This is a genomic window from Micromonospora polyrhachis, from assembly GCF_014203835.1.
GTDB classification, from domain to species: domain Bacteria; phylum Actinomycetota; class Actinomycetes; order Mycobacteriales; family Micromonosporaceae; genus Micromonospora_H; species Micromonospora_H polyrhachis.
Map to the genome: position 1 here is coordinate 5,564,741 of NZ_JACHJW010000001.1, position 15,131 is coordinate 5,579,871.

Annotated in this window: 11 protein-coding genes; 6 read left to right on the forward strand and 5 right to left on the reverse strand. The window is 68.1% G+C overall.

All coding sequences use genetic code 11. From position 1 onward, the window contains the following. The first annotated feature begins 146 nt into the window (after positions 1-146). Positions 147-2,987: a leucine--tRNA ligase gene (leuS, locus tag FHR38_RS24680; RefSeq protein ID WP_184536891.1), complete on the forward strand. Its 2,841-nt coding sequence runs from the start codon at positions 147-149 to the stop codon at positions 2,985-2,987. A gap of 186 nt (positions 2,988-3,173) precedes the next feature. Here leuS and FHR38_RS24685 read toward each other — a convergent pair whose 3' ends face one another. Beyond that, a complete protein-coding gene (locus FHR38_RS24685; RefSeq protein ID WP_184536892.1) occupies positions 3,174-3,806 on the reverse strand; it encodes a hypothetical protein in 633 nt (210 codons plus the stop codon). 34 nt (positions 3,807-3,840) lie between these two features. Between FHR38_RS24685 and FHR38_RS24690 the strand changes: the two genes are divergently transcribed. The 3 genes from FHR38_RS24690 to FHR38_RS24700 are packed head-to-tail and all read left to right on the forward strand — an operon-like array spanning position 3,841 to position 8,452. Continuing rightward, on the forward strand, positions 3,841-7,158 hold the full coding sequence (locus FHR38_RS24690; RefSeq protein WP_184536893.1) for a hypothetical protein: 3,318 nt from the start codon (positions 3,841-3,843) through the stop codon (positions 7,156-7,158). Positions 7,159-7,167: 9 nt separating this feature from the next. Continuing rightward, on the forward strand, positions 7,168-7,845 hold the full coding sequence (locus FHR38_RS24695; protein WP_184536894.1) for a hypothetical protein: 678 nt from the start codon (positions 7,168-7,170) through the stop codon (positions 7,843-7,845). A gap of 28 nt (positions 7,846-7,873) precedes the next feature. Further along, positions 7,874-8,452, forward strand: coding sequence for a hypothetical protein (locus tag FHR38_RS24700; protein WP_184536895.1), 579 nt, complete (start codon positions 7,874-7,876; stop codon positions 8,450-8,452). A 248-nt stretch (positions 8,453-8,700) separates the two neighbouring features. Here the strand turns inward: FHR38_RS24700 and FHR38_RS24705 are convergent, their stop codons facing one another. Next, the gene (locus FHR38_RS24705; RefSeq protein WP_184536896.1) at positions 8,701-10,107 is read right to left on the reverse strand and encodes a glycoside hydrolase family 6 protein; all 1,407 of its coding nucleotides are present in this window, start codon (positions 10,105-10,107) and stop codon (positions 8,701-8,703) included. Positions 10,108-10,188: 81 nt separating this feature from the next. Between FHR38_RS24705 and FHR38_RS24710 the strand changes: the two genes are divergently transcribed. Next, positions 10,189-10,590 (forward strand): amphi-Trp domain-containing protein, encoded by a 402-nt coding sequence (locus FHR38_RS24710; protein WP_184536897.1) that lies wholly within the window; start codon positions 10,189-10,191, stop codon positions 10,588-10,590. Positions 10,591-10,734: 144 nt separating this feature from the next. Continuing rightward, entirely contained in the window at positions 10,735-12,033 is a 1,299-nt protein-coding gene (locus tag FHR38_RS24715; protein WP_184536898.1) for a low temperature requirement protein A, read from the forward strand. Positions 12,034-12,044: 11 nt separating this feature from the next. Here the strand turns inward: FHR38_RS24715 and FHR38_RS24720 are convergent, their stop codons facing one another. From FHR38_RS24720 to FHR38_RS24730, 3 genes are read right to left on the reverse strand one after another with little or no spacing between them, the layout of a single operon-like run. Further along, positions 12,045-12,755 (reverse strand): TVP38/TMEM64 family protein, encoded by a 711-nt coding sequence (locus tag FHR38_RS24720; protein ID WP_184536899.1) that lies wholly within the window; start codon positions 12,753-12,755, stop codon positions 12,045-12,047. Then, the gene (locus FHR38_RS24725; RefSeq protein ID WP_184536900.1) at positions 12,752-13,471 is read right to left on the reverse strand and encodes a type 1 glutamine amidotransferase; all 720 of its coding nucleotides are present in this window, start codon (positions 13,469-13,471) and stop codon (positions 12,752-12,754) included. Before FHR38_RS24725 ends, FHR38_RS24720 begins: the two co-directional genes overlap by 4 nt. Further along, positions 13,461-14,708, reverse strand: a complete 1,248-nt coding sequence (locus FHR38_RS24730) for a MurT ligase domain-containing protein (RefSeq protein ID WP_184540160.1) — start codon at positions 14,706-14,708, stop codon at positions 13,461-13,463. Before FHR38_RS24730 ends, FHR38_RS24725 begins: the two co-directional genes overlap by 11 nt. Positions 14,709-15,131: the final 423 nt, after the last annotated feature.

Here is a 15,131-nt window from a genome sequence, read left to right on the forward strand (position 1 = left end):
CGCCCCTCCTGTGTGAGGGGCTTTTTTGTGCCCTGAACGCAGTGCCCTGAACGCAATACCCGACCGCTGCCCGACCGCAACGGCCGAACCGATGCCCGACGCAGCGCCCGAACGTGATGGCCCTGGACCAGACCCGAGGTGGACCGATGACTGAGGCAACCGAGCCGGTGGTGGACATCCCGCCCTTCCGCTACACCGCCGAGCTGGCCGGCGAGATCGAGCACCGCTGGCAGGACAGGTGGGCCGAGCGTGGCACCTTCCACACGCCCAACCCGGAGGGGCCGCTGGCCGACCCGACCCATCCCCGGGCCGGTGCCGAGAAGCTGTACGTGCTGGACATGTTCCCCTACCCGTCCGGGGCCGGACTGCACGTCGGTCACCCGCTGGGCTACATCGGCACCGACTCGTACGCCCGCTACCAGCGGATGGCTGGCCGTAACGTGCTGCACGCGATGGGCTTCGACGCGTTCGGCCTGCCGGCCGAGCAGTACGCGGTGCAGACCGGTACCCATCCGCGTACCACCACCGAGGCGAACATCGAGCGCTACCGGGCGCAGCTGCGCCGACTGGGCATGGGGTACGACCATCGGCGCTCGGTGGCCACCATCGACGTCGACTTCTACCGCTGGACCCAGTGGATCTTCCTGCAGGTCTTCAACTCCTGGTACGACCCGGCAGCCGGTAGGGCCCGGCCGATCGCCGAGCTGATCGCCGAGTTCGAGGCAGGAACCCGGCGTACGCCGGATGGGCGGGCCTGGGCGGAGCTGTCCGCTGTGGAGCGGCGGCGGGTGGTCGACGACCACCGGCTGGCGTACGTCTCCGAGGCACCGGTGAACTGGTGCCCGGGGCTGGGCACGGTGCTGGCCAACGAGGAGGTGACCGCGGACGGGCGTTCCGACCGGGGCAACTTCCCGGTGTTCAAGCGCAGCCTGAAGCAGTGGATGATGCGGATCACCGCCTACGCCGACCGGCTGCTGGACGACCTGGACACGCTGGACTGGCCGGAGCCGATCAAGCTGATGCAGCGCAACTGGATCGGCCGCTCCACCGGTGCGCACATCGACTTCCCGACCGCCGTCGACCCGGTCCGGGTCTTCACCACCCGACCGGACACCATCTTCGGCGCGACCTACATGGTGCTGGCACCCGAGCACCAGCTGGTCGACGCGCTGGTCCCGGCGACCTGGCCGACCGGCACCCGGGAGGCGTGGACCGGTGGCCACGCCACCCCACGGGAGGCAGTCGACGCCTACCGCAAGGCGGCCGGGGCCAAGACCGACGTCGAGCGGCAGGCCGAGACGAAGGAGAAGACCGGCGTCTTCGTCGGGGCATACGCCACCAACCCGGTCACCGGCACCGAGATTCCGATCTTCATCGCCGACTACGTACTGGCCGGCTACGGCACCGGGGCGATCATGGCGGTACCCGGGCAGGACGAGCGGGACTGGGCGTTCGCCGAGGTCTTCGACCTGCCGATCATCCGTACCGTGCAGCCGGCGGAGGGGTTCGACGGTAAGGCGTACACCGGGGACGGGCCGGCGATCAACAGCGCCGCGCCGGAGCGCGGCCTGGACCTGGACGGCCTGGCGGTCGTCGAGGCCAAGGCCCGGATCATCGAGTGGCTGGAGGCCAACGGGCATGGCACCGGCGCGGTCACCTACCGGCTGCGGGACTGGCTGTTCAGCCGGCAGCGCTACTGGGGCGAGCCGTTCCCGATCGTCTACGACGAGACCGGTCAGCCGATCGCGCTGCCCGAGTCGATGCTGCCGGTCGAACTGCCCGAGGTGGACGACTTCTCCCCGCGCACCTTCGACCCGGAGGACGCCGACTCGAATCCGGAGACGCCACTGTCGCGCCGCCGGGACTGGGTCGAGGTCGAGCTGGACCTGGGCGACGGGCCGAAGCGCTACACCCGCGAGACCAACGTGATGCCGCAGTGGGCCGGTTCCTGCTGGTACGAGATGCGCTACCTGGACCCGGCCAACGGCGACCGGTTCGTCGACCCGGTCAACGAGCGCTACTGGATGGGTCCGCAGGCACCCGGGGACTGCGGCGGCACCGACCTGTACGTCGGTGGCCAGGAGCATGCCGTGCTGCACCTGCTGTACGCCCGGTTCTGGCACAAGGTGCTGTTCGACCTGGGCCACGTGTCGTCGTTCGAGCCGTTCCGCAAGCTGTTCAACCAGGGCATGATCCAGGCGTACGCGTACACCGACGCCCGGGGCAGCTACGTCGAGGCGTCCGAGGTGGTCGAGCGCGACGGCGACTTCTTCCACGGCGAGGAGCAGGTACGCCGCGAGTACGGCAAGATGGGCAAGTCGCTGCGCAACGTGGTGACGCCCGACGAGATGTGCGCGGTGTACGGCGCGGACACGTTCCGGGTCTACGAGATGTCGATGGGTCCGCTGGAGGTCTCCCGCCCGTGGGAGACCCGGGCGGTGGTCGGGTCGTACCGGTTCCTGCAGCGGGTCTGGCGGGCCATTGTCGACGAGCAGACCGGCGAGCTGCGGGTCACCGACGACCCGGCCGACGAACCGACCCGTCGGCTGCTGCACAAGATGATCGACGGGGTCCGGGGCGACATGGAGGGGATCCGCTTCAACACCGCGATCGCCAAGCTGATCGAGCTGACCAACGGGCTGACCCGGCTGAGCGCCACCCCGCGTGAGGTGGCCGAGCCGCTGGTGCTGATGCTGGCACCGTTCGCCCCGCACATCGCCGAGGAGCTGTGGCAGCGGCTGGGGCACACCGAGTCGCTGACCTACACGTCGTACCCGGTGGCCGATCCGGTGCTGCTGGTAGCCGAGACGGTGACCTACCCGGTGCAGGTCAACGGCAAGGTCCGCGGCCGGATCGAGGTGGCCGCCGACGCGGCGCAGGATGACGTACGGGCCGCCGCGCTGGCCGCGATCGCCGAGCAACTGGCCGGTAGGGAGCCGCGCAAGGTGATCGTGGTGCCCGGCCGGATGGTCAGCGTCGTCCTCTGAGCTGGCTGGGGGAGTCAGGGCTCTGGCGAGGGGGTAGGACCTCGTCGCCGACCTGGTGACGGTGATGGGCACGTCTTCCGGCGTGCCCATCACCGTAGCGGGCAGTGCCTCCTCGGGCAGTTGCGGTTGCGCTAGCTGCTGCCCCCGCGTCGATGAGCGAACGGCGGGGGTTGCCCAACACTCGGCCTACGGTGCGCTGTGGTCGTAGCGGGTCCGGGGCTGGGGGCGCGACGTGAGGACAACGACCGAGGAACTCGGGGCCGGCAGTAATCCCGTACGCCGTGCCACGACGTCTGTTCCCGACCAGGTCACGGAAGGCTCCCGCGCCGCAGCCGAACCTGACGTCAACGTCTCCGCACCTGTCGTACCGGGGGCTCCATCTCGGACGCTGACTCCGGCGGTGGCGCAGCGGTTGCAGGCGGCGGCGGGTAATCGTGCGGTGTCGGGGTTGATCGCCCAGCGTAGGGCGGCGTCGACGCGTCCGGTCAGGTCGGCGCGTAGGACTGCGGCGGGTGGGAGTACGGCGGCTGCCCAGTCGACCCAGCAGGTGGGTTCGGCTTTGGGCTCGACTTCGGGTTCGGTTTCGGAGTCTTCGGCCGGGTCGGCGGGGGCCGAGGCGGTGTTGTTGCCGGCGGTGCAGCGGTTGGCTCCGGGTGCGGATGGTGGGCCGGTGGCCCGGCCGCCGGCTTCGGCCGATCCGAAGTTCGCGGTGTTGACCGGGGATGTGCGGGCGAAGCAGAAGCAGATGTCGGCGCATCCGCCCGCATCGGCGGAGGCGGCGAAGGCGCAGGGTGCGGCGAGGCCTCCCTCGGATGACAAGGAAGCCCAGGGTAAGACCGCGAACGCGGAGAAGATGAACGCCGCGAAGCCGGGTGGGTTCGACAAGGCCGGGTTCGTTACGGCGGTGAACGAGGCGATCGCCGCGCAGGCCCCGAAGAATTTGGATGAGGCGGACAAGTTCGGGGAGTCGGGTAAGGCCGACGCGGTCAAGGGGCGGGTGCAGGGGCAGGTCACCGACGGGAAACAGGCCTCGGCGGAGGCGATCGACACCGCGACGAAGGCACCCCCGGACACGTCGGCGGCGAAGGACAAGCAGGTCACGCCGTTGGTGGCGGACCGGCCGCCGGGTGCACCCGGGACGCCGGATTCGGGTAAGGCGGTGCCGGACAAGGCCCCCGCTGCGGCGACTGATTTCTCGGCCGGGCCGGCGCAGGTGGATCAGCAGATGACGGATGCGCAGGTCACCGAGGAGCAGTTGGCGAAGTCCAACGAGCCGGAGTTCACCGGGGCGTTGAAGGAGAAGAAGGCCGGGGAGGCGCATGCGGCGACCGCCCCTGGTGAGGTGCGGGCGGGTGAGGCGCAAACCCTGGCCGGGGCGAAAGCCTCGGCGGGGGCGGCGGGTGCGGCGGCGATGACCGCCCTCGCCACCGACCGGAAACAGGCCGGGCAGGCGGTCGGTGAGGGTAAGGAGACGGCGAAAGGCTCGGACGAAGCCAAACGGGCGCAGGTCACCGCCGTGTTGCAGAAGGTGTTCGACGCGACGAAGAAGGACGTCGAGGGCATCCTCACCGGTTTGGACAAGAAGGTCGATGAGGCGTTCACCCGGGGTGAGAAGACGGCGCGGGATGCGTTCACCGCTGATCACAAACGGCGGATGGACGCCTACAAGGACAAACGCTATTCGGGGCTGATCGGCAAGGGTCGGTGGGTCAAGGACAAGTTCGCCGGTCTGCCGAAGGAAGCCGACGAGATTTTCGTGACCGCCCGGAAGGGCTACGTCGACCGGATGCAGCAGGTCATCTCCGCCGTGGCGGACATCATCGGCGCGGAACTGGGTCGGGCGAAGCAGCGTATCGCCGCCGGCCGGGACCAGCTACAGGCCGAGGTCAAGAAACTCCCGGCTGACCTGCAGGCCATCGGGAAACAGGCGGCCGGCCAGTTCGCGGGCAAGTTCGACGAGTTGACCGAATCCGTCGACGCCAAAGGCAAAGAGTTGGTCAACACCCTCGCGTCGAAGTACAACGAGGCGTTGAAGGCGGTGGACGCGGAGATCGCCGCGGAGAAGGAGAAGAACAAGGGGCTGATCGCCAAGGCCGTAGACGCCGTCGCCGGGGTCATCAAAACGATCATGCAACTCAAGGACCTGCTGCTGGGTGTGTTGGCCAAGGCCGCCAGCGCCGTCATGGGCATCCTGAAGGACCCGATCGGGTTCCTCGGCAACCTCGTCACCGCCGTCGGCGCCGGACTGAAGGCGTTCATGGCCAACATCGGCACGCATCTGAAGAAGGGCCTCATCGGTTGGCTCCTCGGCGCGATGGCCGGCGCCGGCCTGGAACTACCCGCCAAGTTCGACCTACGCGGCATCATCACCATGATCGCCAGCCTCCTCGGGCTCACCTGGGCAGCACTACGCACCCGGATCGTGTCCCGTGGTGTTCCCGAACCCGCCATGACCGCCGTCGAGCAAACCGTGCCCGTCGCCCAGAAACTCCAGTCCCAAGGCGTGGCGGGCGTGACTGACGAGATCGGTCAGCAGGTCGGCGACCTCAAGGGCAACCTGCTGGGCAAAATCGCCGAATACTTGATCCCCACCGTCCTCATGGCCGGCATCACCTGGATCATCAGCCTGCTCAACCCCGCCAGCGCGTTCATCCGCGCCTGCAAAATGATCATCGACTTCGTCATGTTCATCGTCAACCAGGGCGCCCAGATCATCCAATTCGTCAACAGCGTCCTGGATGCCATCATCGCCATCGCCGGCGGCGGCGCAGGCGGCGTCCCCGCACTCATCGAGAAGGCCCTCGCCAACTCCATCCCGGTATTGATCGGCGCCCTCGCCGCCATCCTCGGCATCGGCGGCATCGCCAACAAAGTCAAATCCTTCTTCCAAACCCTCACCAAACCCATCCGCAAAGCCGTCGACTGGATCACCGACAAAATCGTCGCCACCGGCAAGAAACTCTGGGCAAAGCTGAGGGGCAAGAAGGGCAAGGACGGTAGCAGCCGCAAGGGGCCCGACAGTCCTGCGGGGAAGGCCGCCCGTGAGAAGGCAGCGCTCGCCGACGCCGAGCGGATGCTCGCGACCAAGCCCTCCCACGACAAAGCGGCGGACCGCCTACCGAGCATCGGACGTAAGCACCAGGTCCCGCTTCACCTCGTCGTCGAATCCCGGACCCCGGATGGCGAAGTCGTCCACGTCCAGACGGCCAAGACCAACAGCCATCAGATCGGTGGCAACGATGAGCAGCGCTACCAGGCGTTGCGAGCGCGGCTCACCGATGTCAAGGCGCAGATGGCATTGGATGATCTCGTCCGAGTGCAGCGAGCGGAGCGCAGGCCGCTGAGCAACATTCTCGGACCGCTGGAGAAGATCGCCGCCCGTTCCGTAGCGCAGTGCGAGGTGGTGCTGATCCGGCAGTACGGGGAGGAAACCGACACTGGTCGGTCCAAGCTTCCCGTTGACCGCCTGCTCACAAAGGTCAAGCAGGTGAAGATGCCGCTGGAGCACGCGATCGACCTGGAGACCAGGCGCCGACTTCCCGAGTGCGTGGCAGTGCTCTCCGTCATGCGGGGAATGAAGGGCGAACTCGACGACATCGAGGCCAAGCTGCGGATCGGGGCGATCGGCAAGAAGCAGCAAGAGGACGATATCCGAGCGCGGATCAACAACATCATGGAGAGGTTCGTCAAGGAGGCCGAGAAGCACGGGTATCCGTCGATCAGAGTGCTCAGGCATCCATCCGACTACGTGCTCGCGGGGGAGATCCGGGAGGAGTGGCGAAGCATGATCCGGCAGAAGTTCTACGGCACGATCTACTCCGCGGCCGTAGCGTCCTGGGGCGACCGGGAATTGGTGCGGCTGACCGATGAGAAGAAGAATCATCCGGAGCTGAAGAACGAGGTCGGCTACGAGGATGCCGACTACTTCTACTGCCCGAGCTGCCGTCGATTGAGGCACCGCAGTGACCGAACCTTCGACCATGTGAAGTCGCTTGCCGACCACTGGACCAATAGGGGTGGGAACAATACCAACCAGGCCGCCCGGCTCGCTTACTACAGCCTCATCAGCAACCTCGAAGTCATGTGTCGGCCGTGCAACTCGAGTAAGGGTAGCGCCGGTGAACGATACGACCCGCACGTCGGGCCGAGTTTCCGTGGTCCCGGTGAGTAGGATGAGCCGGTGACGAAGGTCGGATCGGAGATACGGAATCCGGACTTCCGCCTGTGGTTTCCAGACATCGATGTGTCAGGTCACGAGGCTCGATGCAGGTTCGACGCTGTTCAAGCGGGAGCCATTCTGTTGCATCAGGGCACCGAGGCGACGTGTCTGAAGTTCCTGGACCGTCTTGGGATCGTGACCCGCGAGGTCCGAGACTGGCATATCGAGCGCATCTGTACACCGTTCTTCACCGATCTGCCCGACGCCTCGGACTGGCGTGATCGCTACCGGGTCTCCTGGCGGGTGACGATCCGGGCGCTCGTCGCCACCCCGGTGCCCGACCCCGGAGCCGAGCCGATCGACGTCGTCGCCACCGATGCGACCGCCCAGGCCGGGCGGCCCGACTGGGTGCCGGGCGACGAAGTGTGCGAGGTGTTCGCCGTGCAGGTCGGTCGAGCCGGATCCGGAGCCGCGGACACGCTGTTCGAACGGTTACAAGAACACTTCCCTGACCACTCGCTATCAGTGCAGACAATGGTCGAGCCGGGACGCGTGGCCCGGATCGGGCGCATCCGGGTAGGACGGCTGGCGGTCGAGGCAGGACTCGATCGGCTCGACCTGATCAAGAACGAATGCGCCGAGTTGGGACTGGCGACCGACATCCCCAGCCTTGCGCTGCTGCGGGCCAGGGGCAGCTAGAAACCACAGACCACCGACGGAGTCGTACATGCCGGACCGACTACTGGGAATTTTCTTCATCGGGCATCCGTCCGACGACTACACCGACTGGCTCACCCAGCGGTTGGCGTGCGCCAAGATGGCAGTGGAGAACCTGCAGATCGTCGACGGTCGGGGAGTGGCGGTCGGCTCCTGGGTCGGTATTCCCTGCGTGGCCCGGCATCTCGATGACACCGACCACGGTCCGCTGCTTCTCACCTTCGCTCCCGAGGACTTCGAGTCGGCCATGAAGCTGCCGGCGGCCAACGACTATGAACTGGCACCGCCAATGGCCACCTTTGCCGACGCGTGCAGGGCGCTCGACTCCAACATCGCCTTGCTGACCGACGAGCCGCTCGACGATATCGCCATCGGACGGTACGCGGCCGAGCTGGAAGCAGCCGTCGCTGACGGGCCCTCGGCCGAGCTGTACGGGCGTTCGTTCCGGGCGTTGTACCTGTCCAACTTCGACATTCTGCTGCTCGAAGCCGAACGGCCACTTCCGGAGACGATGCACAGGCTGGACCTGGCCGGCGGGGCGGTCTTCTTTCCGGTTGGTGCCTCGCCGACCGGTTCTGCCGCGCACTGACGGATCTACCGGGTTTCGTCACCGCTGGCCCCGCCGTTCTGGCCGGCCAGGTCGCCCGGTCGGGCTCGGTACGCGAGTGCGTGACGACCGATGACCCGGCGATGCGTACCTGATCGGTGTCGGGGAGCTTCGACGGACTGGCTGAGCGAGCGGAGGGCGCGCATGGTCTGACCACGACCATGCACGCCCTCTCCGGTGAGCGCGGCCGGGGTACTGCGGCCCACCACAGGATGGGCCCGGGGCAGGGGTCAGGTGCCGTTGATCAGACGGATGGCGAGGTCGGGGTCGAACTGACCGGCGGGCGTGTTCGGGGCGATGCCACAGTTACCGTCGGAGTCACCGGGCACCTTGACCCACATCAGTAGTTCGGCACCGCCGCCGGCCTGGGTCGGGACGCCCAGCTTCCGGCCGGCGGGGTTGCACCACTCGCCGTTGGAGCCGTTGCCGTTGCGGCTGGTGTCCACCACGAACGTGCGGCGGTAGCCGAACTGGCTGGTCAGCTCGGCGTTCACCGCGTTGGCGTAGGTGATCGAGTCGCCGGTGGTGTGGTAGTTGGAAACGTTTACCGCAAAGCCACGGATCTCCCGCACCCCAGCGGCCTGCAGTCGTTGTGCCGTTACGTCCGCAGCGATCCAGGTGGCGTTGCCCCCGTCCAGGTAGGTCCACGCGTTGGGTGCGTAGGAGCGGAACTGCTCGCTGGCGTAGCGCAGCAGACTGGTTCGTACCGTCTGCTCGGCGGCGGGTAGGCAGTCGAGCTGAGCCAGCGCGTCCGGTTCGATGATCACCACTGCCGGCCGGGCCCCGATCGCCTGCGCGAATGCACGGATCCAGGTGCGGTACGCCTCCGGGCTGCCCGCGCCGCCGCCCGAGTGCGAGCCGCAGTCCCGTCCCGGGATGTTGTATGCCACCAGCATCGGCAGTTTGTCCGCCTGGTCGGCGGCACCGACGTAGCTGGACACGGCGGTGCTGATATCGCCGCTCCAGTTGCCGTACCAGCGGGCACCGGGCTTGTTGGCTAACTGGGACGAGATCAGGGCGGCCCGGGAATCACCGCCGTTGTCGGCCACCCACTGCTTCGGGTTGGAGTTCGGGTCGACGTAGAAGCCACTGGTCAGCGCGAGCGGACTGGGGGTCAGCGAGACGTTGTCCAGGTACGCCGTGTAGTTGGTGGTCGACCCGCCGAGCTGGAACGTCACCTGTCCGGTCGTCGCGTCGATCGGCGAGGTGAACGGGTAGAGGTAGTGCTTGCGACCAGGGCTCAGGGTAAGCGGCTGGTCGAGGGCCTTGGTGTACGGCGCGGATCCGAGCTGTACGGTCACGACGACCGAGACGGTTGCCGAGGCGGACGCGTCGAACGACAGGGTGTAACTACGACCGTTCGCCAGGGCGATACCGCTCTGGCCGACCTGTGCGTCCCACAGGTTCGCTGCGCCTGCGGTGACGTCGATCTTCCACTGCCCGTTCTCGGTCGTCGCCCCGGTGCCGGCGCTGTTCCACCACGACGCCGTACCGCTGTCGAAGGTGCCGTTGGTGACCAGCTCGCCGGTGGCCACTACGGCTGCGGCAGCCGCAGGTGGGTGCCCTACGGCGAACCCGGCTACCACGCCCAGTGCGAGTACGGCATGGCCCAGTCGTTGGGGGAGGGAGGTTCTCATCGACCACTTCCTTTCGCGAGGATGATCTTCAATGTAGACCAGGCTGCCCCCTTTCACGGTCAGTCCCCTGTGGATGCGAACATGACGGGCATGGAAATCTACGAGGACACCCGCGAGGTGTCGCGCGCCGATCTGGCTGCGTGGCTGCGTCAACTGGCCAACCAACTGGAGGGCGGCCAGCTCTTCTACGGAGCTGCCGGCACGGTGAACGTCGCCGACCAGGTCGAATGCGAGTTGGAGATCGAGCAGGAGGACGACGAGATCTCGGTAGAGATCGAGTTCACCTGGTCCAGCCCGAAGGCGGCGGAAGCCCCGGAGGCGTCCGACGCCGACGAATCCGACGAGGAAGAGGGCACCGAGGCGGAGGAGTCCGAGGCGGAGGAGCCCGAGGCCGAGACCACGGAGGTCGAAGCGGAGGAAGCCGTGGCCGAAGCTGCCGAGGCACCGGCGGCCAAGAAGGGTAAGTCCGCCAAGAAGGCGTGACCTAGCCTTCTTCCTGTCGCGAATATCGCCCCGAGGCCAGTTCGGTGAGCTGGCCTCTTGTTTTGTCTCCTCCGTACCGGCCGTCACCTTGGCCGGTCCCCGCCGGATAGACCGGGTGTCGTCGGCGTACGGGGAGCGAGGCAGATGCGTGGCCTAGGCGGCCTGCTCGGCAGGAGGGTCGACGGTCTGCCGCCCGGTGTCCAATCGGTGACCGAACGGACCCAGGTCACCACCGCGGAACTCTTCTTCGACCTGGTCTTCGTCTTCGCCTTCATCCAGGTCACCACGCTGATGGCCGAGGACACCACCGGGCTGGGGATGACCCGTGGGCTGCTCGTCCTGGCCATGCTCTGGTGGGCCTGGTCGTTGTACACCTGGCTGGGCAACCGGGTACGCGCCAACTACGGCCTTTCCCGGCTGGTACTGCTGGGTGCCACCCCGGTCATGTTCGTGCTCGCCATCACGATCCGCGAGTCGTTCAACGACCTGCCGGGCGGCCTGGACGGGCCGATCGTGTTCGCCATCGGCTACCTGCTGGTCCGGCTGCTCTATCTCGCCCTGCGGTTGTACGCCACGCCGGCCCTGACCCGGGCCGACCTGGTGGCGCTGACCGTGCCGATGGTCGCCGGCACCGGGCTGCTCTTCGTCGCGGCCGTGGTGCCCCAGCGGTTGACCGACGATCCGTTCCAGGTCGAGCTGTGGCAGGTCGGCTTCTGGGCGCTGGCGGTGGCGGTCGAATACGGCACCGGGCTCGGTCTTCCGATGCCGGGGCGGCGCATCTTCGCCGCCGGTCACTGGGCCGAGCGGCACCGACTCATCATGATCATCGCGCTTGGCGAGTCGATCATCGCAGTCGGTCTGAGCGGTGCGGACCTACCGGTGTCCTGGGGGCTGGTCTGGGTCTCGGTGTGTGCCGTCGTCACAGCCGGGGCACTGGAGTGGACCTACTTCGACGTCGTTACGCTGGCCGGGGAGCAGTCCCTGATCGACGCGACGCCCGAGCAGCGGACCAATCTCGCCCGGCATGCCTACACCTATCTGCATCTGCCGATGGTCGCCGGGATCATCCTCTTCTCCCTCGGGCTCAAGCACACGCCGTACTTCCTCAAACCCGACGTACAGCATTCGGGCGCGGCGTTGACCGGCCTGGCCCTGTGGTCCCTGTACGGCGGCGCGGCGCTCTTCCTGCTCGGCAACGTCGCCTTCCAGGTCCGGATCACCCGTCTCGTCCGGACCAACATCTGGCCCCGGCTGGTCACGGCGCTGCTGTTGCTGGCGCTCGTCCCGGTCGCCGGCTCGATGCCCGCGATGGACTCGCTGGTCCTACTCACCGTCCTCACCGTGACGTTGGCACTGGTGGAGGTCAGGGTGGCCGGCGAGCAGCGGCGTCGGTTGCGGGCGGCGGCGCTGGCCGAGGAGCCATCCGACGTCGTCGAGTACTGAGCAGACGAGGATCAGGCTCCGCGTTGCGCAGGCTCCGGGTGCCGAACCTCTGCCCGGATCTGTCGCTCCGACCGCCACCAGCGACTGACCAGCCAACTGGTGGTGACGAGTCCGATGATCGCCGGGGCCACCGCCAGCCAGTTGACCTCCGTGGGGGAGACGACCGCCGCCCCCACCGCGGCGTAGCCGAACGCGGACGGGGTCGAGGCCAGCAGGCTGCCGATCAGGTACGGCATCGGTCGGGCCGCGGTGGTCCCGTAGCCGTAGCTGATCAGGCCGAAGCCGCCGATCGGGATCAGCCGTACGCTGATCACTCCGAGGATGCTCTGCCGGGCGAACCAGCCATCGAGTCGGGCCAGTCGGCCGCGTACCCGTTCCGCCACGAAGTCCCGGCCGAGTAGCCGCCCGACCGCGAACCCCAGCGCGGCGGCCAGCATGGCGGCGGCCAACGCGTAACCGGCCCCGGTCAGCGACCCGAAGATCGCTCCCCAGGCCATCGAGATGAAAGTACGTGGGATCAGCACCACCAGCAGCAGCGCGCCGCCGAGCACGGCGGCCACCGGGGCGAAGGGGCCGAGTGGGTCCGCCAGTCCGGGCACCTCGTCCATGGACGGCAGCGGCACCAGGAGCAGGGCCAGACCGAACAGGGCGAGGATGACCAGCAGCAGGGTGAATCGCCGGCCCGACCGCTGGCGGACCAGCCGTCGGGCGGCGGCGATCATGGGCGCCCAGCGGCGACGGCAGTCTTGCGTTCGGAGCGCAGCCGCTCTGCCCAGGTGTCGTTCAAGGGCGGCAGGTTGTTGACCCCGAGCGCCCAGCGCAGCAGCAGGTCGGCCAGGGCCGGGTTGCGGGCCAGGGCCGGCCCGTGAGCGTAGGTGCCGAGTAGCTTGCCACGCCAGGCACCCTCGTAGGTGCCGTCATTGCCAACCCCGGCGGTGACCCGGGCCAGTGGGGACACCCCCGGGCCGAGGTGGGTCCGGCCGCCGTGGTTCTCGAAGCCGCTCAGCTGCGGCACCCCGAGCCGGGGGTCGATGTCGCCGGCCAGCTCGCCGACGGCCCGGCTCGGCCCTCGGTCGGATTGCAGATCGAGCAGCTCCAGGCCGGCGCACTTGGCGCCCTTGGCAAAGAACGAGGTGCCGAGCAGCTGGTAGCCGGCGCAGACCCCGAACACCACCGAGCCTCGCGCGACGGCCCGGTGTAGTCCGCCATCGGCGAGCAGGCGCTGCGCGCCGAGCGCCTGCGGACCGTCCTCGCCACCACCGATCAGGTAGATGTCGGCGCTGTGCGGCAGTGGATGGTCGGATCGGACCTCGGCGACCTCCACCGGCACGCCGCGCTGCATCGCCCGCCGGGCGAGGATCAGCAGGTTGCCCCGGTCGCCGTAGGTGGACAGCAGGTCGGGGTAGATCCAGACGATGCGCAGGCTCTCAGTTGACACGGTCCAACTCCGCTCGGATGTCCTGGAACGCGGTGTAGTTCGCGATCACTTCGAGTCGTCCGGGTGGCACCGATCCGACCGCGTCGCCGAAGGACCGTACGTGCTGGAATGGCACGTCGTTGACCTCCAGCCGGACGGCCAGGTCGTACGCCCGGTCACCGGTGATCAGGACCTGCCGGCCCCGCAACGGCGAGAAGTCGACGTCGTAGAGCCACGAGGTGTCCAGCCCGTCGGGGTCCCGGGCGTTGATGGAAAGCAGGGTCGGGGCGTGTTCGGCCATGTCGAACGCCTCCAGCCAGCTGGCCGGGTTCTTGGCCAGCAGCAGCCGGATGTTGCGTCCGTCGCGGGTCACCTGGGCGTAACGTCCGGCGATCGAGGTGACGCTGGACAGCCGGCCCACCGCATCGGTGGGGCGTACGTCGAACTGGGCCGCGACGGCCAGTGCGGTGGCGGCGTTACCGAGGTTGACCCGGCCAGGGAGCTGGAGAACGATCTTGTGCCACGCGCCGTGCGGGTCGACCACACCGTCGTCCTCGACGACCCAGTGCGGGGTGGGGCGGCGCAGCGGGCAGCCGGTGCACCACCACTGTTCGCCGGAGCGCTCGATCGGTGAGCCGCACTCCGGGCAGACCCACGAGTCGTCGTGCCAACGCTGGCCGGCGCTGAACCAGGTGATCGACGGCGGAGGGAGATGGTCGCTACGTTGCTGGGGAGGGGTCGCTGCCCAGACCACCATCGGGTCGTCGGCGTTGGCCACCACCCGGATGCCCGGGTGTCGAACCAGTGCGGCCCGCCAGAGCTGGGCCATCATCGACACTTCCTTGGCCCGGTCGAGTTGGTCCCGGGAGAGGTTCAGCAGGGCGACCACCCGGGGCTCGGTGGCCTCGAGGACCTGGGCCAGGTAGTGCTCGTCCACCTCCAGTACGGCGTACGGGGTGCTGCCCGCCTTGGCCAGTGCCGAGGTGTGCCCGGTCGGCATGTTGGCACCGAAGGAGTTGGTCGCCACCGGCCCGAGTACGCCCACGGCGGCGGCGGTCAACCGGGTCGTGGTGGTCTTGCCGTTGGTGCCGGAGATCAGGGCGATGGCCCGTCCGGCTGCCAGGTGGGCCAGCAGGTCTGGATCGATCTTGAGCCCGATCCAACCGCCGATAACCGATCCGTCGCCGCGGCCGGCGGCCCGGGACAGCGCCGCTGCGGTGCGCGACACCGAACTGGCGACCTTTGCCCGCAGAGGCATTCTCGCGTCCGTCACGCGAGCGAGGTTACCGGACCGGGGGCCGCCGGGGGCCGGGGCGGACCGGGGGACCCTCCCGGCGGGTCCGGTCGGCACATCGGCACGATCCGGATGGCAGGTCGGCACAGGTCAACGTCGGTCGATGTCGGGAGCCCTAGCAGTTTTTCCGCGTCGCCGCAATCGCGGTGTGGTCGGGACCGACTGGCGGGACGGCCGAGTCGATCTATGTCGGAAAGCGGACGGTGCCTCGGGTGCTCACCCCCTCCACTCCGCATCACCCCCTCTGACGTGCGGTTTTGCTCGTGACACGGGCGCGTTTCCCGGGCGATTCTGGTTGCGGGTGGAGGGAAGTGGAGTAGAGTGGGGCGCATTGGTGGGGCCGGAAGGGCCTACCGGCCCGGGGGGTCAGCGGCGACGCGAATCGCC

Bases quoted from the DNA above. Each gene is read 5' to 3' on its own strand.
- leuS (WP_184536891.1), top strand. From the start codon at position 147: ATGACTGAGGCAACCGAGCCGGTGGTGGACATCCCGCCCTTCCGCTAC.
- FHR38_RS24690 (WP_184536893.1), top strand. From the start codon at position 3,841: ATGAACGCCGCGAAGCCGGGTGGGTTCGACAAGGCCGGGTTCGTTACG.
- FHR38_RS24700 (WP_184536895.1), top strand. From the start codon at position 7,874: ATGCCGGACCGACTACTGGGAATTTTCTTCATCGGGCATCCGTCCGAC.
- FHR38_RS24705 (WP_184536896.1), bottom strand. From the start codon at position 10,107: ATGAGAACCTCCCTCCCCCAACGACTGGGCCATGCCGTACTCGCACTG.
- FHR38_RS24710 (WP_184536897.1), top strand. From the start codon at position 10,189: ATGACGGGCATGGAAATCTACGAGGACACCCGCGAGGTGTCGCGCGCC.
- FHR38_RS24715 (WP_184536898.1), top strand. From the start codon at position 10,735: ATGCGTGGCCTAGGCGGCCTGCTCGGCAGGAGGGTCGACGGTCTGCCG.
- FHR38_RS24720 (WP_184536899.1), bottom strand. From the start codon at position 12,755: ATGATCGCCGCCGCCCGACGGCTGGTCCGCCAGCGGTCGGGCCGGCGA.
- FHR38_RS24730 (WP_184540160.1), bottom strand. From the start codon at position 14,708: ATGCCTCTGCGGGCAAAGGTCGCCAGTTCGGTGTCGCGCACCGCAGCG.